Genomic DNA, 19,068 nt, shown 5'->3' with positions numbered 1-19,068 from the left:
TCAGGATGCCGCGATGCCGGAGGAAGCGCAGACGCAAGTTCGGGCCGCCTGGCTCTACTATGTCGAGGGCCTGACCCAGGCCGAGATCGCCGAACGGCTCAAGATGACCCGCCTTCGCGTCAACCGGCTTCTGGCCGAGGCCCGCAGCAGCGGGCTGGTGAACATCACGATCAACTCCCGCCTGGAGAGCTGCGTCCGGCTCGAACGCGCGCTCGTCACCGAATTTGGCCTCAAGGACGCGGTCGTTGTCCCGAGTCCGGCCGATCCGAACCAGGTCGCCGCGCAGATCGGCAAGGCCGCCGGCGACTTCGTCTCACGGATCATCGAGGAGCGGCCGTCCGGCATTTTCGGCGTCGGTTGGGGCGGCACCTTGCGGGAGACCATCCGCCACGTCCGTGCCGGGCAGTATCGCGGCCTCACGGTGACGTCGATGATGGGCGGGCTGACCTACGGCATCGAGATCAACACCTTCGAGATCGCCAGCCGGTTCGCCCGTCTCTGGCAGGCGGAGTGCCATTACCTCGCTGCGCCGATCTACGCCGGCACGCCGCAATCGCGCGACACCATCCTGGCGCAGGACGTGTTCGAAGCGGCCTTCGCCCGCATCCGGGCAACCGATGTCGCCATCCTGAGCGCGGGCGACCTGAGCGAGCGTTCCCTGCTGGTGCGCTACGGACTTCCGGGCGACATCCGGGTGGAGGAACTGGCCCGGGCAGGAGCGGTCGGCGACATCCTCGGCCAGTTCATCGACCGCAGCGGCCAGGCCATCGGACACCCGATCAACAGCCGTGCCATCGCCCTGCCGCTGGACCAACTGCGCAGGATACCGACAGTCATCCTCGCCTCTGGCGGGACCAACAAGGCCGACATCATCGCGGCAAGCCTTCGCGGCAAGCTGGCATCGGTGCTGATCACGGATGAAGATGCGGCAGCGGCCATTATGGCCAGACCTGCCCACTAAAGATCCGTGCTCTGCGGCAGGATGACGAGATCGCGGATGGTGACGTTGCGCGGGCGGGTCAGCATGAAATGCACGGCTTCCGCCACTTCCTCCGCCTCGATCAGGCCGCCGCGGGCGCGCTCCGCCTCGAGCTTCTCCGGCGGCCAGTCGGCGATCAGGGCCGTCACCACCGGGCCGGGCAACACCGCTCCGACGCGCAGGCCGTGCGGGATGACCTGACGGCGCACCGTGTGAACGAAGGCCTGCACCGCATGCTTCGAGGCGGTGTAGATCGGCTCCCAGACCACCGGAACGACGCCGGCCACCGAGCTGGTGACGAGGATGTCTCCGGTCTTGCGCGCGATCATGTGCGGCAGCACGGCATGGATGCTGCGGAAAACCGCGTTGACGTTGAGGTTCAGCATACGGTCCCAGGCGTCGGGATCGCCCTCGCTGACAGGCCCGCCGACATAGGCGCCGGCATTGGCATGGAAGATGTCGAGCGGGCCCGCCTTTTCGAGGATTTGCGGCATCATGCCGGCGACGGAGGCGGGATCGGTCAGATCGACGACGAGTGGAATGGCATCGGCGCCGAGAGGCTTGCAGACCTGCGCCAGGGCTTCGCCGTCGCGGTCGACGAGGACGACCCGCACGCCGGCGGCGATCAATCGTTTCGCGCAAGCAAGGCCGATCCCCGAGGCTGCGCCGGTAATCGCAGCGACTTTTCCGGTCAGGTCCTGACTCACGTGAGGGTCTCCGATACCGCTTGGATTTGCGCTGGCCGCATGAGTTCCCGCGCCTGGCGTGCGGCGACCTGCAGCGCTTCGAAGGCGGCCAGACGCCGGGTGTGCAATTGGGCGATCTCGCCGCCGGCCGGGGTAAAGACCGTGGCGCCCGGCGCCATACCGGCCATGGCCGCGCCGAGATCGGGGAAGGCTTTTGCCGCGGCTGCAGCGAGCATGGCCGAGCCGAGCAGGACGGGATCGACCTCGTCCGGCACCAGTACCGGCAGACCCGAGCAGTCCGCCAGCAGCTGCCGGATCAGGGGATGGCGCCCGGCGCCGCCGCTGAGCACGATCGCCTCGACGATGGCGCCCTGCGCCCGGCTGACCTCGATGATCTGGCGCAGGCCGTAGCCGATCCCCGTGAGCCCCGCCACATAGAGCGCGACGAGATTGTCGACACCCTGCTCCATGCCGAGCCCAGCGATGACCGCCCGCGCCTGCGGATCGGCATGAGGCGAGCGATTGCCGAGGAAGTCCGGTACGACGATCAGCTCGCCGGCGAGATGAGCCGCCTCCGATGGTCCATCGACATGCTGCAAAGCCTGCGCGGCGAGCCAGTCAGGCAGCGAGGGCCCCTCCGCCTCGGCCCGGCACTGTGCCTCGGGCGCGGCAGGATGGAAGCCGATCAGTTGCTCGATCGCAGCGCCGGCGCCAGACTGTCCGCCCTCGCTGAGCCAGACGCCGGGTACCATCGCGGCAAAATACGGCCCCCAGACGCCGGGGATGAAGAGCGGTTCCCGGCTGCTCGCCATGGTGCAGGCCGAGGTGCCGAAGACATAAGCCATGCGGGTCAGGGCGCTGCCGTGCGGCGAACGTACGCCGATCGAACCGAGGCCGCCGGCATGAGCGTCGATCAGCCCCGCGGCCACGGTGGTGCCCGGCTTCAAACCGAGCTCGGTGGCAGCCCTCTCTGTCAGCCCCTGTCCGAGCGCGGTACCGCCCGGCAGGATCTCCGTCCCGATCCGGGTGAATCCTTCGTCGGCCAGATCGCCGAGCCCGACCTCATGGAAGTAGCCGGCATCCCAGCGTCCCTCATGCGCGAGATAGGTCCATTTACAGGTCACGGTGCAGGTCGAGCGTGCCAGCGAGCCGCTCGCGCGCCAGGTCAGGAAATCGGGCAGATCGAAGAACTGCCAGGCTGCATTGTAGCTGGCCGGCAGGTTTTCCTTGAGCCAGAGCAGCTTCGGCGTCTCCATCTCGGGTGAGATCGTGCCGCCGACATAGGCGAGGACCGGATGGCGGGTCGCGTTGATGCGCTCGGCCTGCTCGATGGCGCGGTGATCCATCCAGACGATGATGTCGCGGCTGGCGTCGCCATGCGGACCGACGGGTAACGGCGTCCCATCCTGCCCCACCGCGACCAGCGAGCAGGTCGCGTCGAAGCCGATGCCGGCAATAGCCTCCGGTGCAAGCCCGGCATGCGCCATCGCCTCGCGCACGCTGGCGCAGACGGCCTGCCAGATATCCGCGCTCGACTGCTCGGCGATGCCGGGGCCGTCCCGGTAAAGCGCGATATCGCGCTTGGCCATCGCGATCATGCGCCCGCTCGGATCGAAGATGCCGGCCCGGGCGCTGCCGGTGCCGACATCGATGCCGATGAAATGCCCGGCCATGTCAGGCCGCAGCGCGGTTCGGCGATCCGGCGCGGGTCCCGTCGGGGTTGCGCAGATAGACCCCGTGCTCGAGCTGCTGGCGGCGCAGCTCGTCGATGTCGATCTCGGCCGGCGGGCGATTGCCGCGCACCGATATCTTGGCGGCACGACCGGCTGCCTCGCCCATCGCCATGCAGGTCGCCATCACGCGGATCGCGCCCATCGCTTCGTGCGTCGCCGAGATGCTGCGGCCCGCGACCAGCAGATTGCCGATCTTCTGCGGAACGAGCGAGCGGTAGGGAATGTCGTAGCAGTCGCCGCACCAGATCAGGGTGCAGCCATCATCGGCGGGCCGGTGGATGTCGATCGGATAGCTCGCGACCGCGATCGCATCGTCGAAATGCGTGCAGGCGAGCACGTCCTCCTGGGTCATCACGTATTGGCCGATGATACGGCGCGTCTCGCGGATGCCGAGGAAAGGCGCGGTCTTGGTGAAGTAAGCCTGCTCGAAGCCGGGCACATAGCCGACGAGATAGGCGACGATGTCGTCGATCTGGGCGCGGCCCTCGATCTCGCCCTTGGTCAGGCTGCGGGCGTCGGTGCCATCCGTGCCCTTGACGCGGGTCATGTTGATCCAGACCTCGCCCTTCTTCAGACCGGTGATGATGATCGTGCGCTCGTTGGGGATTTTCAGCCCGCGCTCGGCCTTGGCCTTGGCCATGAGCTCCCGCATGCCGACGACGATGAACTGGTGGTTCTGGCCGAAATACTCGGCCGGGATGAAGTCGGTGAGATAGGTCCGCGCCGCCGGCGGCGCATTGGCGATCGAAAGCCTGAGCGCATCGGTGTCGACGCCGGCGAGGCAGAACATCAGGGTCGGCGGCTGCATGCCGCCCTCGGCATTGCCCTTCTCGGTCGGAACGCCCGCGCTATAGGCGACATCGGCATCGCCGCTGCAGTCGATCACGACCTTGGCGAGGATCGCGGTGCGGCCGCTCTTGCTTTCGGTGATGACGCCGCGGATCGTGTCATTCTCGACCAGCGCGCCGGCGAAGAAGGTGTAGAACAGCACGTCGACACCGGCTTCCGTCAGCATTTCGAGCGCCACCGTCTTCACCGCCTCTGGCTCGACCAGGGTGATGCCCATATGCAGCGGGCAGGGGCGATGCTCGCTCGCCCCCTGGCGCTCCCGGCGCAGCCGCTCGATGAATTTTTGCGGCAGGCCGTCGATGATCTGGTTGCCCTTCTGGCCGAGGAAGCCGAGCACGGGCAGGCCGATCGTCATATTGCCGCCGACGAAGCTGCGGCTCTCGATCAGGCCGACGCGCAGGCCGTCCTCAGCCGCGGCCAGCGCCGCCGTCAGGCCCGAGGGGCCGCCGCCGACGACGAGCACGTCGTATTCGGCCGAGACGGGAATGGAGCGCGCCGGCTCCTCGATGAAACGGGTCGCTGCGGTCGACATGACGAAGATCCTTCAGAGTATGATGAATTCGGTGACGGCTGCGGGGCAGCGCGCCCCGCGGCCTGGGTCCGCTATCAGGCGGGCATCATCGGCTTGACGCGCTCGATGATGGCGGAGACGGCGTCCTTGACCGGCTTGCGGCCGAGCACGGCGAGCTGGACTTCCTCGAGGAAGGTCGCCTGGGCGCGGGCGGCTTCCGGGAAGGGCGGAAAGGCGCCGCGCGCCGTCGCCAGCACCTTGGCCTCCACCGCGGCGAGCGGGTTCTTCGCCTTCAGCCCTGCATCGCCATAGCTCGAGACGCGCACCGGACCGTTGCCGTTGATCGCCATCCCGAGCGTCACGCGCTTGCTGGAAACCTCCCTGATGAAGCTCCAGGCCAGCGCCTTGTCCTTGGCGTTCTTCGGGATCGACATCGCCCAGGCCTCGACGACGGAGGCCATTGGCACCTTGCCCTTGATCGCCGCCGAGCCGGGGAATTCGACCGCCTTGATCCTGCCCGGGAATTTGCTCTGCTCGGCATTGTTGAGCTGCGCCCCGCGGGCGAAGGGCAGTACGGTGAAGGCGGCGCGGCCCTGCTGTAGCCAGGTGACCTGGTCATCGTTCTTGGTGGTGGCGTAGCTGCGCGGCAGGCTGCCGCTCTCGAACATGCCGCGCAATGCGGCAAGCCCGCTCTCCAGCGCCTCGCGGTTCGGCACCAGCTTGAGATCGGGGCTGACGAAATCGCCGCCATAGGCACGGGCGAACATCACGGGGAAGACGGCGAGGTCGCTGGCCAGCACCATGCCGGTGACGGGCGTGCCGGCCTTGGAGGTGAAGGTCGTCTTCTTCGCCTGCTCGATCAGCTCTTCCAGCGTCGTCGGCGGGGCGGAGATGCCGGCCTCCTCCAGCAGAGCCTCGTTGTAGAACAGCCCCTGTGTCGCATGGCGGACCGGGATGCCGATCAGCTTGCCGTCGACGGTCATGCCCTGGACGAGGCCGGCGGCGATGTCGGCGAAATCCTCGATCGCGTCCTTTTCCTGATATGGGCCGAGCGGCTCGAACAGCGCGGCGATCTGCGAGGTCGGCCGGTTGTCGATCAGGTAGCCGACGCCGTACTCGGTCTCCTTCAGGCTGGCCTCGCGGAAGAGCCGGTCCTGCAACGGGTTCGAGTCGAAGGTCGTGAAGGCGATCTCGGCATCGTTGGCCTTGCGCCAATCCTTGAGCAGGTCGCCGTCGCCGCTGCCGAGCACGGTCTGGTGGACCTTGTGGCTGAGGACGTTCAGCGTCTTGCCGGCGGCACGGCCGGGACCTGCGGCCAGCAAGGCACCGGTGCCGGCTGCCCCGGCGATGAATCCGCGGCGCGTCAATTCGGTGGCGGGCTTTTTAGACATGGCTTCCTCCCTCTTTCTGGTTGGCTACCCCTTCGTCGAACCGGCGGTGAGGCCGGCCACGAGGTAGCGGTTCATGAAGACGACGAAGACGAGGACGGGCACGAGCTGCACCGTCGCGGCGGCGAACAGGATTCCCCAGTCGACCCCGTCGATGGAGCCGATCATCTCGGAGATCACGAGCGGGGCGGTCTTGGCCTTCGTCGCGGTGAAGATGAAGGCAAAGAGGAACTCGTTCCAGGAGAAGACGATCACGAAGACCGCGACGGCGAGCACGCCGGGCATCGCCAGCGGCATGATGACCTTGCGCAGGATGGTCATCCGGCTCGCCCCGTCGATCGAGGCGGCCTCGTCGAGCTCGCGCGGGATCTGGTCCATGAAGGTGCGCATCAGCACTGTGCCGAGCGAGACGAAGAAGGTCGCGTAGAGCAGGATCAGCACGAGATGCGTGTCGCTGAGGCCGAGCGCATTGACGATTGGAAACAGCGGCAGCGTCACCACGATCGGCGGGATCAGTCTGATGATGATGAGCCCGAGCAGGCTCGCCCCGAGCCAGCGCCCGGAATTGCGCGAATAGACATAACCGGCGCAGGCGCTGGCGACGATGGCGAGCAGCGTCGCCCCGACGGTGATCAGCAGGCTGTTGAGCAGACCTTCGAAGAAGACGCCCCAGGAGCGCCAGAGCTCGGCGTAGTGCTTGAATGTCGGCGCTAACAGCCATTTCGGCGGTACGGCGAAGATGTCCTGGCCCGGCTTCAGCGACGACATCGCGATGAACAGGATCGGGAACAGCGACCAGGACAGGATAGCGATGACGGCGAGCGCCTTGCCCGCCCCGATGAGAAGACGCTCAGTGCGCATGGGCCAGCCCTCCGCGCCTGAGCAGGAGGACGTAGGCGCCGGCGAGCAGGAGCGACGCCAGCACCATGATCCAGGCGGTCGCGGCGGCCGGGCCGAAGGCGTTGAAGCTGAAGGCTTCCTGGTAGAGGTAGATCGCCACCACCTCGGTCGAGCGGGCGGGCCCGCCCTTCGTCAGCAGCCAGGCCTCCGAGAACAGCCGGAAGGCGAAGATGTAGCGGAACAGCAGCGCGATCAGCATCGCCGGGCCGAGCAGCGGCAGCGTCACGCGCCGGAAGGCCTGCCAGCGCGTCGCGCCGTCGATCCGCGCCGCCTCATAGAGCTCGGCCGGGATGGCGAGGCGCGCCGCATAGACGATGATGAAGGTGAAGGGCAGGTGCAGCCAGATCGTCAAAAGGCCGATCAGGCCCATCGCGTGCGACGGCTCGAACGACCAGTCGAGCGTCGGCAGGCCGAACGCCCGCAGCGCCAGCGTGATCGGGCCGGCGTCGGGATCGAACAGGAAGCGCCACATCACCACGGCGGTGACTTCGCTGACGGCATAGGGCGCGAGCACCGCGACCAGCAGGAAGCGCCGGAACGGCAGGCCGCTGGCGAAGAGCAGGGCCATGCCGAGGCCGACAGCGAGCTCCAGATGCACGGCGACGACGACGAGAACGACCGTGTTCCACAGCGCGCTGTGGAAGGCCGGGTCGGTGAGGACGCGCCAATAGTTCTGCAGGCCGACGAAGCTCGGCGCCTGGCCGAAGCTCGACGTGTTCAGGCTCAGCCAGACGACATAGAGCGACGGCAGCACGATCACGCTCAGGATGAGCAGATGCACCGGCGCAAGCAGCGGCAGTATCCGTGCCGTTCTTTGAAGCTGCACGCTTTCCTCCAGAACTTCTTTCGCTCCGGGCTCTGTCGGCCCGGTGGCTCGGACGCTGGGCGTCCGCAGTCGGTATTCGTCAGTGCACCGCCTTGAGCGGCGCGGCCGGTCTCTCCGGGTTCGCAAGCAGATCGGGGGCGCGGGTATTCCCCCGATCCGTCGCGGCGGTGAGATCGCGCACGGAGTCGCGTACCTGCAGGCTCGTCTGCAGCACGATGGTTTGCGCCGGCGCATCGTCGCCCGCCATGCGCGCACGCAGGCGCTGCCAGGTCGCTGCGGCGAGTTCGACGATCGGCTGCCGGATCGCCGTCAGACCCGTCTTGCGGGCGCTCATCCATGGATAATCGTCGAAGCCGACCACGGAGACGGGCTCGGGGATATCGATCTTCAGGCGCGCCAGTGCGGACAGCGTGCTCAGCGTCGTGACGTTGGTCAGTGCGATCACCGCGCTCGGCTGAGCATGCCGCTCGAGCCAGTTCCGGAAAAGCTCGGCACCGCGCTCGGCGACGGATTCGAGTTCGACCACGGTCACCGCGCAACCGGCCGTCTCCCGGATCAGGTCGCTGGCCCCGCGGACGCGCTCGCGGATCGGCGAGATGGCGAGGCTGGAGGCGGCGATGACAAAGTCGCGATGCCCCAGCGCCAGGAGGTGGCGCGCAGCGATCTCTCCGGCTTCGCGGTTGTCGATCGCGACCGTGTCGACGATCGACCCTTCCGGGTGGACACGGTCGGCGAAGATGATCGGCAGCCGTCCGATTTCGGCGGCAAGGCCTTGCGGTACCTCATCGGAGCAGGGCACCACGATGAGGCCGGATGGGCGCCAGGCGAGCAGGGTGCGCAGGCGCGACTGTTCGAGGCCGATATCGTCGCGGGAGCTCGCAACGACGATGTCGTAGCCGTCGGCCTCCGCCAGCACCTCCAGCCGCGAGACCAGCGAGGTGAAAAAGACGTCGTCGAGATCAGGAACCAGGACACCGACGACGCGGGCTTGCCCGGAGCGCAGCTGCGACGCCGCCCGATCCACCTGGTACGCCAGGTCCTTGGCCGCCTGCAGAACGCGTTCACGCAGATCGTCGTTCACCGGCTTGTTGCCGCTGAAGACATTCGAGACCGTCGCGATGGACACCCCCGCGCGGCCTGCGACATCCCGGATCGTTACGCGGCGGCCATTCATCTTTCAGCCTGTTAAACGTTTAACTGTAAAACGTTTAACAGGAACTGAGCCGGTTCACAAGCGCCTTTGTGAGGTCGGCGTGCCGCGCCGACGTTCATCGCGCCTGCAGCGGCCGTCAGCGTCAATGGATGCAGGCTTGGCGCATGAAATCGCGAGCGGGTCGGAAACGGCACCGGCTAACTCGCCGGGATCGATCCGCACAATCGCACTGGTTGGTCTAATCCTCTGCAGACGCGCTGCGTTGGCGACTTCGAGCAGGCTGGCTCCGTCCACATTCAAGACGGAGCTCGTCTCCCGCCAACGTGACAGTTCCAGAGTGCTAGAGTCGCTACTCTGCAGCATGCAGGAGGCGGCTGTCCTGCAGCAGGCCGCGTCGCTCGAGAAGGCCGTGGACAGTGGCGGCGATATGGGCATCGATCCGCTTTAGATCGCGCGTGATGTCGAGCTGAAGCGCGCTGACGATGATGGTTTCGCGATTGCCGGTGCGCATCTCGGCGAGATGGGACTCGATTGCCTCGCGCTCCAGCTCGCGGAAGGTCTCCTTCTCGTGCACGATACGGCGCGCCGTCGTCTCGTCCTCGGAGATGAAGACCGTGATCGCGAGGCGTAAGTGGTCCCGCAGCCGCTGATGCATGTCGGCGATGCGCGTGAGCGCCTCGGTGGGAAGCCGGCGCTGGTCCCGGATGCGCTTGCCGGCCATCTGCATCAGGTTCTTCTCGACGATATCACCGATATGCTCGAGGTTGATCGCCAGGACGAGCACGGCCGAGAGTCGGCGTTCGTCGGTCTTAGACAAGGCAGCCTGCGCGATCGCACCGACATAGAGCTGGATCTGGTTGTAGAGGCTGTCGAGCACATCATCGGCGCGGCTCACCGCGGCGACCCGGCCGGGGTCGTCTCTTTCAAAAGCGGCGAGCGAGGTCTTGAGCATATCGTCGACGACATCGACCATGCGCAGCACCTCGCGTGTCGCGTTGGAGAGGGCGATGGTGGGCGTGGCCAGTGCGGCCTTGTCGAGGTAGCGCGAGCGCGACGGGTCGGCTTCCGGGGCCGGCTCGGGCAGGAGGCGCGCGAGCATTCGCGCGAGTAGCGGCAGTGGAACGAGGAAGAGCGCTGCCATCGCGAGATTGAAGGCGAGGTGAAACAGCGCCGCTGCTTGCGCCGGGGCGACGGCGAGCTGCTCGATGAGCCGTGTCAGCAGGGGCAGCAGCGCCAGCCCGAGCAAGCAACCCAAGGCACGGTTCGCGATATTGCCGAGCGGCACCCGGCGGGCCGCAGCGTTGCCCTTCATCGCCTGGACCAGCGGGTTGAGCGCAGTGCCGAGATTGCAGCCCAGCACCATGGCCAGCATGGTCGGCACGCCGATCACACCGGTTGCGGCAAGGCTCATCACGACCAGAATGGCTGCGAGCGAGGAATGGGCGGCGAAGCTGAGGATCGCCGCGAGGAGTAAGGCGATGAGCGGATCGTCGGAGAGCGAACCGAGCACCGTGCGCAGCACCTGGGAGTGCTCGATCGGTCCCATCGTGCCTTGCATCAGCCGGAGCGACAGCAGCATCAAGCCGAGGCCGAAGAGCGCCTTCGCCGTTTCCCTCGCGGGGAGCCGCGCGAAGCGCCGCATGCCGGCATAGCCCGCCAGAATCAGCAGCGGTATGAGCATGCCGGTGTCGAAACTAACGAACTGGACGATCAGCGTCGTGCCGACATTGGCGCCGAGCATCATCGCCAGCGCCGGCGCGAGCGCGATCAGTCCTGCCCCCGAGAAGGAGGCGATCATCATCGCGGTCGCGGTGCTGGATTGCAGGCCGGCGGTCACCAGCACGCCGGCCCCGAAGGCGCGCCAGCGGCTGTCGAGGCCGGTCGCCAGCACGGCGCGCAAGCGGCTGCCGAAGGCGGCGGAGATGCCCGCCGTCACCATCTGCACGCTCCAGAGCAGTAGTGCGACCTCGCCGGCGAGCGCGAGCAGGATCTGGGTCGGCGTCTGTCCGGTCATGGCGCGGCGCTCCCTTGCAGGGCTAGCGCTGGCGCCAGCGCTGCAGGCGGCCGAACACCAGCCGGTCCAGCCCGACATGGGTGAGCTTCACGCCGATGGCAGTGAGCATGATCACGCTTGCCATGCCCGCGGCCGAGGCGATGGCGCCGGCTTCGTCCATGTGGACGATGGCGATCGAGGCGAGTTTGGTGTCGGCGCCGTAGAGGAAGATCACGGCCGAGACCGTGGTCAGCGCGTTGACAAAGACGTAGACCGCGATGTCGAGGATCGCCGGCAGGCAGATCGGCGCGGTGACGCGGCGAAAAGTCGACCAGAACGGCACCTTGAGCGAGGCGGAGACCGATTCGAACTCGCTGTCGATCTGCTTCAGGCTGGTCAGGGCGGTGATGTGCCCGACGGTGTAGAAATGGGCGATGGTGTTGATCACCAGGATCGTCAGCGTCCCGTAGAGGAAACCGAGCGGGTTCCAGCCGGCGTTGAAGAAGAAGACGTAGCCGAGACCGAGCACGAGCCCCGGCACCGCCATCGGCAGCATCGCCAGGAATTGCGCGAAGGCGCGCAGGCGCGGGAACAGCTTCAGCTTCTCGATCAGATAGGCCCCGATGAAGATCAGTGCCGTGCCGATCACCGCCGTCAGCGAGGCCAGCAGCAGCGAATTGCCATAGGTCGACCAACCCTCGGGATCGACTGCGGCGAAGTCGTAATTGTTCAGCGTCAGCGACAGGTTGTAGGGCCAGTATTTGACGAAGGAGCCCCAGATCGCGATGCCGTAGGGGCCGACGATGGCGAGCGCCGTCACGCTGACGAAGGCGAGGAGCGCAAGGTCCCGGCGCCTGTCGGGCCGCGGCGAATAAGGCACCGCGCGGGCCGAGAGCATGGCGCTCTGGCGGCGCTGGACGACACGATCGACGAAGAAGGCGAGCACTGCCGGCACCAAGAGGATGATGCCGACGACGGCGCCCATCGGGAAGTTCTGCTGGCCGACGACCTGGCGATAGGCGTCGGTCGCAAGCACACTGAACTGCCCGCCGATCACCTTGGGGATGCCGAAATCGGTGATCACCAGGGTGAAGACCACGAAAGCCGCACTGATCACGCCGTAACGCGCGCCCGGCAGCGTGATGGTGTGGAAGATGCGCCAGCGCGTGGTGCCCATCGCCTCGGCCGCCTCGCGTAGCCGGCCATCCGACAGGCTGAGGGCCGTGACGAGGATCAGGACGGCGTGGGGAAAGCTGTAGAGCGCTTCGGCGGCGATGATACCGACTGGCCCATAGAGCGAGGCGCCCATCATCCAGGATTTGAGCAGGCCCTGATTGCCGAAGATGTAGATCAGCGCGAGGCCGGAGAGCAGAGATGGCGCAAAGACCGGCACCATTGCCGCGGCATAGAACAGGCCCCGGCCCGGAATGCAGCTGCGTCGCAGCGCATAGGCGTAGAGAAAGGCGAGCGGCAATACGATCGCCGTGGTCACGCTGGCGACGAGCACGCTGTTGGTCAGGGATGAGAGCAGCGTCGGTGTCGTGGCATAGCTGACGAAGTTCGCCAGCCCGACGAAGCGTCCTTCGACATCCTCGAGACTCTTGGAGAGCAGTGCCCATAGCGGCAGGGCGATGATCAGGACGAGGATGGCGCACAGCGCCAGGATCAGCACGCCGGCGACATGGCGCTCGCTGAGCCGCGGCGGCGACATCTTCACGGCCGCATCCGTCATCACCAGCGGTGTTGCGGCGTGGCTCATCGTCCGCCCCCGGCGAAGACGTGCAGCGCCTCCGGCGGAAAGGCGACTGCGCGCACCTGTCCCGGCAGGATGCCGAGGTCGCGCATCGCATTGGTCGAGAAATCGGCGGCGATCCTTGTCGAGCGCGAATGCGTCGGCTCCAGATGCGCCCGGCAATATGAGCCGAGGAAAGACAAGTCGCCGATCGTCGCCTCGAAGCGGTTGGGCGTCTCGGCCGTGATCGAGCGCGTACGGACCTCCTCAGGGCGCATTGCGAGCCGCACCGTTGTGCCCACGGCGAAGGGCGCGGCATTGGCGACGAGCAGGTCGAGCTCGCCCACACGTACCTGGCCCGGCCCGGTGACGACGGCGTCGAGAAAGGTCATATGGCCGACAAAATCGGCAACGAACGGGGTGCCCGGGCGACGGTAGATCTCTTCGGGCGTGCCGACCTGCTCGACGGCCCCGTCGCTCATCACGACGATGCGGTCAGCCATGGCGAGCGCCTCTTCCTGGTCGTGCGTCACCATGATCGTGGTCACGCCGAGGCGCTGCTGCAGCGAGCGCATCTCGTCGCGCAGCCTGAGCCTGACCTTGGCGTCGAGCGCCGAAAGCGGCTCGTCGAGCAGCAGCAATTCCGGCGCGGTCGCGAGCGCGCGGGCTAGCGCCACGCGTTGCTGTTGTCCGCCCGAAAGCTGGATCGGATATTTCTTGCCCTGCTCGGGCAGACCAACGAGCGCAAGGAGCTCGTCGACGCGCCGCTTGATCTCGCCGGCCGGGCGACGCCGGTTGACGAGGCCGTAGCCGACATTGTCGATGACCGTCAGATTCGGAAACAGCGCATAGGATTGAAAGACGATCCCGAAATCGCGTTCCGCCGGGCTCGCCCGAGAGACGTCGCGCCCGCCCATCTGGATGCTGCCGCTGTCCTGCAGGTCGAGACCGGCGATCGCACGCAGCAAGGTCGTCTTACCGCAGCCGGACGGGCCGAGGAAGCAGACGAACTCACCGCGGCGGATGTCGAGATCGATGCTGCGCAGAGCCTGGAAGCTGCCAAAGCTCTTGGCGAGTTTGCGGATCGAGATAAACGGAGTCGTGTTCGTGGTCATCTTACCGACTTTCATCTGAGCGCGCGACGATTCGACCTCGGAATACCGGCAAGCCTGGTCCGCGGCGTATCGCATAAGCCGTGCCACCCGATCCGCCTGAGCGGACCGGGCGCGATCGGTAGCCGTCAGTTCTTGGGCGCCGCCTTCGACTCGTAGCGCTTGGACCATTCGGCGAGCACGCGCTCGCGATTATCCGCCATCCAGGAGAGATCGTTCCTGATCATCCCCGCCTCGGCATCGGCAGGATAGTTGGCCGGTTTGTTTTCGATGCCGCGCGCGGCAACGATGGCGTAGGTCTTGGAATAGATCACGTTAGCGTCTTGGCTCGCCGACCAGTCGGCGATCTTCTTTGCGACTGCGAGGTTCTTGCTGCCCTTCACGATGGCGCTGGCCTCCATCTCCCAGCCGACCCCCTCCTTCGGGATCACGACCTCGATCGGCGCGCCCTTCGACTTTTCCGCGGCGCCGCGCATGTCGAGTGCCAGGCCCACGGTGCGCTCGCCGCGCGCCGCCTGGACGCATGGGGCGGAGCCGGAATGCAGATAGGCCGCCATGTTCTCATGGAGGCCGTCCATGAACTTCCAGCCTTCGGCCTCGCCCATGCTTTGCAGCCAGCCGGCGACCATCAGATAGCCGGTGCCGGACGAAGCCGGGTGCGGCATCACGATCTTGCCCTTGAGCGCCGGGTTGAGCAGGTCCTTCCAGGAGGTCGGCACCGCCACGCCCTTGGCCTCGACGGTGTTGAAGCAGACGACGCCGAGATAGGCGTCCATGCCGGTCCAGGTGTAGGGCTCGTTGCCGTCGCGGAAGACCGGCTTCAAGGCATCGGCGCCGGCGGGCTTATAGGTTTCGAGCAGGCCAGCCTTCTCGAACATCAGCAAGCTCGATGCGGCCAGGCCCATCACCATGTCGGCCCGCGGATTGTCCTTCTCCGCCAGGAAACGGGCGGTGATGACGCCGGTCGAGTCGCGGACCCACACCACATCGGCTTCCGGCACGGCCTTCTCGATCGACGCCTTGAATGGTCCGAGCTGGTCGTTCTCCAGGGCGGTGTAGACCGTCACTTTGGTTTTTTGAGCCTGGGCGGCGCCAGGAAGCGCGAGCGCGAAGGCGCCAATGACGCAGGAAGCAAGCCAGTTCTTCATGTTCTCATCCCCTCGTTGTTATCCGGTTTGGCGCTCTTTCGGCGTTTGATCCCCATCGTTGAAAACGCAGGCGGGTCGAGCCGCCTGCGCCTGGCATTCTCAGCTGCTCACGCCGTCCATGGGGTTGACCATGTCTTGACGTTTGTGAAGGACTTCATGGCTTCGACGACGCCTTCCTTGTAGCCGAGGCCGGAATCCTTGATGCCGCCGAAGGGGGACATCTCGATGCGGTAGCCGGGGACCTCCCAGAGGTTGACGGTGCCGACCTCGAGCTCGGCGACAAAGCGCTGGATGTAGTCGAAGCGGTTGGTGCAGATGCCGGAGGAGAGGCCGTAGGCGGTCGAATTCGAGATGCGGATGACCTCGGCGATGTCATCGGGCACGCGGATGATCGGGATGACCGGGCCGAAGGTCTCCTCATGCACGAGCTCGCAGGTGTAGGGGATGTGGTCGACCACGGTCGGATGGAAGAGGGCGCCCTCGGCGCGCTTGCCGTGGAGCACCTTTGCGCCCTTGCTGACGGCATCGTCGACCCTGGCCTGGAAGAGCGCGGCCGAGCGGGCGTTGATGACGCAGCCGACATCGGTGGCCGGGTCCATCGGATCGCCGCATGTGAGCGTCTTCGCCTTCTCGACCACGAGCCTGGAAAAGGCGTCGGCGACGCTCTCGACCACCAGGATGCGCTTGACCGCGGTGCAGCGCTGGCCGGAGTTCTTGGTGGCGCCGGTGACGGCAAGCTCGGCCGCCTTGTCGAGATCGGCGTCCTCCATGACGATCAGCGGGTCGTTGCCGCCGAGCTCGAGCACGATGCGCTTGTAGCCCGCCGTCGCGGCGATGTGCTTGCCGACCCGGACCGAGCCGGTGAAGGTCACCAGGTCGGCGTCGGGATCGGTGATCATCGCATCGCCCATGGTCGAGGGATTGCCGGTGACGACCGAGAGCATCTCCGGCGGCAGGCCGGCCTCGTAGAGCACGTCGGCCAGCGCCAGCGCGGTCAGCGGGGTGAGCTCGGTCGGCTTCAGCACGAGGCGGTTATTGGTCGCGATCGCCGGGGCCAGCTTGTGGCTGACCATGTTGAGCGGGTGGTTGAACGGGGTGATCGCCGAGATCACCCCGAGCAGCGGCTGGCGCGTGGTGAAGATCTTGCGGGCCTTGCCGTTCGGCGAGATGTCACAGGAGAACATCTCGCCATCGTCCTTGATGGTGAGCTGGGCCGCGAAGGACCAGACATCGTAGGCGCGGCTGGCCTCGTAGAGCGAATCCTTCCAGCACAGGCCGGCCTCGGCGGTGATCAGCCGGGCGAAGTCTTCCTTGCGTGCGAACAGGAGTTCGGCCGTCTTCTGCAGGATGCGCTGGCGCTCATAGCGGGTCAGCGTCGGCTTGAAGGCTTTCGCCTTGGCGAAGGCCTCGCGGACATGCTCGGGCCGGGCCGCCGGCACCAGGCCGACGACGCTGTCGTCATAGGGGTTCCTGACCTCGACCATGTCGTCGGTCGAGACGAGCTTGCCGGCGATGCGCATCGTCTCGCGCCGCACCGGCGGCTTCACGGTCGCGTTCATCTCAGTTCACCAGGTTGAGGGCGACGTCGAAGACGTCGAAATTGCGCAGGGTCCGGCCTTCCGGGACGGCGATCGGCCGGTTGGCGATCATCGGCACGCGCTGCTCGGTGAGGCCGCCATGCGAGCGCAGCGGCTCGGTCAGGCCGGAGAGGTCGTGCCGGTCGGGCGAGGTGCCGATCACCTTCTGCCGCGTCGAGATCACCACGACATCGCCGATCCGGTCGGCCGGCAGCTCGAAGCGCTCGCAGGCCTCGGCAGCCGTCACCGCGAGCGCAATGCCGTCGAGGCCGGAGATGCGGGCGGCGACCTCTTCCTGGCTGGCGCCGTCGGGCAGGTAGACCGTGGCGAAGGAGCCGAGCGCGCCATGGTGGACGACGTAAGGGTCGGTGATCGGCAGGATCACCCGCATCACGCTCTTGCCGTACCACTCGTCCATCAGGCTCTGCAGATAGACGACATCGGGCTCGCCGTTCGGCAGATGCTTGTCGTTCATGCCGTGGTCGGCGGTGATCACCAGCGTGCAGCCGAGAGCGTCGAGCTCGCCGACGTAACCGTCGAACATGGCGTAGAAGGCATCAGCCATCTCCGAGCCCGGCGCCGCCTTGTGCTGCACATAGTCGGTGGTCGAGAGGTACATCAGGTCGGGCTTGAAGGTCTCCAGCAGCTTGACCCCGGCGGCGAAGACGAACTGCGAGAGAGCGGCTGAATAGACCGAGGGCACCGGCAGGCCGACGAAGCCGAGCACATCCTCGATGCCGTTCTCGACCATATTGGCCTTGTCGGCCTTCTCGGAGGAGAAGGCGATCGCGGTGCCCGCACCGAAGTCGAGGCCCTTGCCGAGCAGGGTCCTGAGCTTGTCCTTGGCGGTGACCATCGCGACCTTGAGGCCGGCCTGCTGGAACGCGGCGAGGATGGTCGGGGCGCGCAGGAAGCGGGCATCGTTCATCATCACCTCCTCCTTGGCCTCGCGGTCGTAGAAGAAGTTGCCGGCGATGCCGTGCCAGGCCGGCGGGCGGCCGGTGATGATCGAGAGGTTGTTCGGGTTGGTGAAGCTCGGGATCACCGAATAGGCGTAGGTGCTGGCCCCCGTCCGCATGATCCGGTCGAGATGCGGCGTCAGCCCCTTGGCGCTCGCCGCCGCGATATAGGCCGGCTCCGAGCCGTCCATGCAGATCACAACTGTAGGGCGTTGCGGCCGGCCATAGCTGCGGCCGTTGACGACCACGTCAGACCCGACCTTCGAATACATGTTCATCACGAACTCCTCAGGTGGCCGATTTCAGGCCGACGCCCATTTCGGCGAGAACATCGGAGACGGTGGCGACGAAGGCTCGCATGTCCTGCGAGCTGAGCGCGCCGATGCAGCCGATGCGGAAGCTATCGGCGACCGTCAGCTTACCGGGATAGATGACGTAGCCGGCATCCTTCAGCGCATCGTAGAAGCGCTGGAAGACGAACTTTTTGTCTTCCGGCATATGGAAGGTGACGATGATCGGCGCTTGTCGAATCGCGGGCAGCAGCGTCCGGAAGCCGAGCCCTTCCATGCCTTCGATCAGGATGCGGGCATTGTCGGCATAGCGTTCGCCGCGCCCCGCGACGCCGCCTTCCGCCCAGAACTCCTGCAGCGCCGCATGGAAAGCAACGATGACGTGGATCGGCGGGGTGAAGCGGTACTGACCGGTGCGCTCGAAGCCCGCGTGCTGATCGTAGAGATCGAGCACCAGCGTCGTGGCATTGCCCTTGGTCTCGGCGAGCGCGCTCTTGCGGGTGATGACGAAGCCGAGGCCTGGCACGCCCTGGATGCACTTGTTGGACGAGGCCGCGACCGCGTCGAAATAGACCTCGCGGCTATTGAGCGGCAGGGCGCCGAAGGCGCTCATCGAGTCGATCAGCAGCCGGCGGCCATGGCGCTTGGCTAAGGCCGCGATCGCCTCGACCGGGTTGCGGATACCGCTGGTCGTCTCGCAATGGACCGTGAAGACGTGGGTGATGCCGGCGTCGGCGATCAGCATGCGGTCGATCTCTGCAAGGTCCGGAGGCGTGTCCTCGGCGGTTTCGTGCACAACGACGGCGCGACCGGCGATCTCCAGGATGCGCTTGGCGCGCTGGCCATAGGCGCCGTTGATCAGCACCAGGATCTTGCCGTCACGCGGCACGAAAGTCGTCAGCATGGCTTCGACGGCGAAGGTGCCGGAACCCTGCATCGGCACGGTGACGAAGTCCTCGCCGCCATGGATGATCTTGGGAAGCTCCTCGAGAACCGCCTTGTTGATGCCCACGAAGGTCGCATCGCGCGAGCCCCAGTCATGCACCATGGCTTCTTTCACGGCCCTGCTCGTGGTCAGCGGGCCAGGCGTCAGCAGGAGAGGATCACCAGTCTCGGACGAGGCGGGGCGACGGGCTTGGGCCATGAGGGTCTCGCGGTGTCGTTGCAGCGGGTGAACCCAACGCTATGACTGCGGTTGACATAGTTCCAATACATCGTTTCCATATCTTCTA

At 66.4% G+C, this 19,068-nt stretch carries 15 protein-coding genes; 1 reads left to right on the top strand and 14 read right to left on the bottom strand.

The genetic code is table 11. The features are described from left to right. Positions 1 to 13 precede the first annotated feature (13 nt). Positions 14 to 961 carry a sugar-binding transcriptional regulator gene (locus tag ACSQ24_RS16995; protein WP_436095814.1) on the top strand — a complete coding sequence of 316 codons (948 nt, stop codon included), beginning with the start codon at positions 14 to 16 and terminating at the stop codon, positions 959 to 961. Here the strand turns inward: ACSQ24_RS16995 and ACSQ24_RS16990 are convergent. The 14 genes from ACSQ24_RS16990 to ACSQ24_RS16925 form a co-directional block, all read right to left on the bottom strand. After that, complete coding sequence (locus tag ACSQ24_RS16990) at positions 958 to 1,686, bottom strand: SDR family oxidoreductase (RefSeq protein ID WP_436095813.1); 729 nt, start codon at positions 1,684 to 1,686, stop codon at positions 958 to 960. The genes ACSQ24_RS16995 and ACSQ24_RS16990 overlap by 4 nt on opposite strands. Then, a complete protein-coding gene (locus tag ACSQ24_RS16985) occupies positions 1,683 to 3,338 on the bottom strand; it encodes an FGGY-family carbohydrate kinase (protein ID WP_436095812.1) in 1,656 nt (551 codons plus the stop codon). Before ACSQ24_RS16985 ends, ACSQ24_RS16990 begins: the two co-directional genes overlap by 4 nt. Position 3,339: 1 nt before the next feature. After that, the gene (locus tag ACSQ24_RS16980) at positions 3,340 to 4,779 is read right to left on the bottom strand and encodes an FAD-dependent oxidoreductase (protein ID WP_436095811.1); all 1,440 of its coding nucleotides are present in this window, start codon (positions 4,777 to 4,779) and stop codon (positions 3,340 to 3,342) included. Between the two features lie 74 nt (positions 4,780 to 4,853). Next, positions 4,854 to 6,149, bottom strand: coding sequence for an ABC transporter substrate-binding protein (locus tag ACSQ24_RS16975; RefSeq protein WP_436095810.1), 1,296 nt, complete (start codon positions 6,147 to 6,149; stop codon positions 4,854 to 4,856). Positions 6,150 to 6,173: 24 nt separating this feature from the next. Continuing rightward, positions 6,174 to 7,007 carry a carbohydrate ABC transporter permease gene (locus ACSQ24_RS16970; protein WP_436095809.1) on the bottom strand — a complete coding sequence of 278 codons (834 nt, stop codon included), beginning with the start codon at positions 7,005 to 7,007 and terminating at the stop codon, positions 6,174 to 6,176. Then, positions 6,997 to 7,872 (bottom strand): carbohydrate ABC transporter permease, encoded by an 876-nt coding sequence (locus ACSQ24_RS16965; protein WP_436095808.1) that lies wholly within the window; start codon positions 7,870 to 7,872, stop codon positions 6,997 to 6,999. Before ACSQ24_RS16965 ends, ACSQ24_RS16970 begins: the two co-directional genes overlap by 11 nt. Positions 7,873 to 7,951: 79 nt before the next feature. Then, entirely contained in the window at positions 7,952 to 9,046 is a 1,095-nt protein-coding gene (locus ACSQ24_RS16960; RefSeq protein ID WP_436095807.1) for a LacI family DNA-binding transcriptional regulator, read from the bottom strand. A 328-nt stretch (positions 9,047 to 9,374) separates the two neighbouring features. After that, entirely contained in the window at positions 9,375 to 11,039 is a 1,665-nt protein-coding gene (locus tag ACSQ24_RS16955; RefSeq protein WP_436095806.1) for a Na/Pi cotransporter family protein, read from the bottom strand. 22 nt (positions 11,040 to 11,061) lie between these two features. Continuing rightward, entirely contained in the window at positions 11,062 to 12,777 is a 1,716-nt protein-coding gene (locus ACSQ24_RS16950) for a putative 2-aminoethylphosphonate ABC transporter permease subunit (RefSeq protein ID WP_436095805.1), read from the bottom strand. Then, positions 12,774 to 13,865 carry a putative 2-aminoethylphosphonate ABC transporter ATP-binding protein gene (locus tag ACSQ24_RS16945; RefSeq protein ID WP_436095804.1) on the bottom strand — a complete coding sequence of 364 codons (1,092 nt, stop codon included), beginning with the start codon at positions 13,863 to 13,865 and terminating at the stop codon, positions 12,774 to 12,776. The genes ACSQ24_RS16950 and ACSQ24_RS16945 overlap by 4 nt, the downstream gene beginning before the upstream one ends. Before the next feature lie 125 nt (positions 13,866 to 13,990). Then, the gene (locus ACSQ24_RS16940; RefSeq protein WP_436095803.1) at positions 13,991 to 15,010 is read right to left on the bottom strand and encodes a putative 2-aminoethylphosphonate ABC transporter substrate-binding protein; all 1,020 of its coding nucleotides are present in this window, start codon (positions 15,008 to 15,010) and stop codon (positions 13,991 to 13,993) included. Between the two features lie 107 nt (positions 15,011 to 15,117). Further along, positions 15,118 to 16,569: a phosphonoacetaldehyde dehydrogenase gene (phnY, locus tag ACSQ24_RS16935; protein ID WP_436094717.1), complete on the bottom strand. Its 1,452-nt coding sequence runs from the start codon at positions 16,567 to 16,569 to the stop codon at positions 15,118 to 15,120. A 1-nt stretch (position 16,570) separates the two neighbouring features. Beyond that, entirely contained in the window at positions 16,571 to 17,824 is a 1,254-nt protein-coding gene (gene phnA / locus ACSQ24_RS16930) for a phosphonoacetate hydrolase (RefSeq protein ID WP_436095802.1), read from the bottom strand. A 10-nt stretch (positions 17,825 to 17,834) separates the two neighbouring features. Continuing rightward, positions 17,835 to 18,980 (bottom strand): 2-aminoethylphosphonate--pyruvate transaminase, encoded by a 1,146-nt coding sequence (locus tag ACSQ24_RS16925; RefSeq protein ID WP_436095801.1) that lies wholly within the window; start codon positions 18,978 to 18,980, stop codon positions 17,835 to 17,837. Between the last annotated feature and the right edge of the window lie 88 nt (positions 18,981 to 19,068).

The organism is Allobosea sp. LjRoot237 (assembly GCF_964253285.1).
Taxonomy (GTDB): domain Bacteria; phylum Pseudomonadota; class Alphaproteobacteria; order Rhizobiales; family Beijerinckiaceae; genus Allobosea.
This window is presented reverse-complemented; position numbering and strand designations above follow the sequence as displayed.

Coding starts and splice junctions, on each gene's coding strand:
- ACSQ24_RS16995 (WP_436095814.1), top strand. CDS start 14: ATGCCGGAGGAAGCGCAGACGCAAGTTCGGGCCGCCTGGCTCTACTAT.
- ACSQ24_RS16985 (WP_436095812.1), bottom strand. CDS start 3,338: ATGGCCGGGCATTTCATCGGCATCGATGTCGGCACCGGCAGCGCCCGG.
- ACSQ24_RS16980 (WP_436095811.1), bottom strand. CDS start 4,779: ATGTCGACCGCAGCGACCCGTTTCATCGAGGAGCCGGCGCGCTCCATT.
- ACSQ24_RS16975 (WP_436095810.1), bottom strand. CDS start 6,149: ATGTCTAAAAAGCCCGCCACCGAATTGACGCGCCGCGGATTCATCGCC.
- ACSQ24_RS16970 (WP_436095809.1), bottom strand. CDS start 7,007: ATGCGCACTGAGCGTCTTCTCATCGGGGCGGGCAAGGCGCTCGCCGTC.
- ACSQ24_RS16960 (WP_436095807.1), bottom strand. CDS start 9,046: ATGAATGGCCGCCGCGTAACGATCCGGGATGTCGCAGGCCGCGCGGGG.
- ACSQ24_RS16955 (WP_436095806.1), bottom strand. CDS start 11,039: ATGACCGGACAGACGCCGACCCAGATCCTGCTCGCGCTCGCCGGCGAG.
- ACSQ24_RS16950 (WP_436095805.1), bottom strand. CDS start 12,777: ATGAGCCACGCCGCAACACCGCTGGTGATGACGGATGCGGCCGTGAAG.
- ACSQ24_RS16945 (WP_436095804.1), bottom strand. CDS start 13,865: ATGACCACGAACACGACTCCGTTTATCTCGATCCGCAAACTCGCCAAG.
- ACSQ24_RS16940 (WP_436095803.1), bottom strand. CDS start 15,010: ATGAAGAACTGGCTTGCTTCCTGCGTCATTGGCGCCTTCGCGCTCGCG.
- phnY (WP_436094717.1), bottom strand. CDS start 16,569: ATGAACGCGACCGTGAAGCCGCCGGTGCGGCGCGAGACGATGCGCATC.
- phnA (WP_436095802.1), bottom strand. CDS start 17,824: ATGAACATGTATTCGAAGGTCGGGTCTGACGTGGTCGTCAACGGCCGC.
- ACSQ24_RS16925 (WP_436095801.1), bottom strand. CDS start 18,980: ATGGCCCAAGCCCGTCGCCCCGCCTCGTCCGAGACTGGTGATCCTCTC.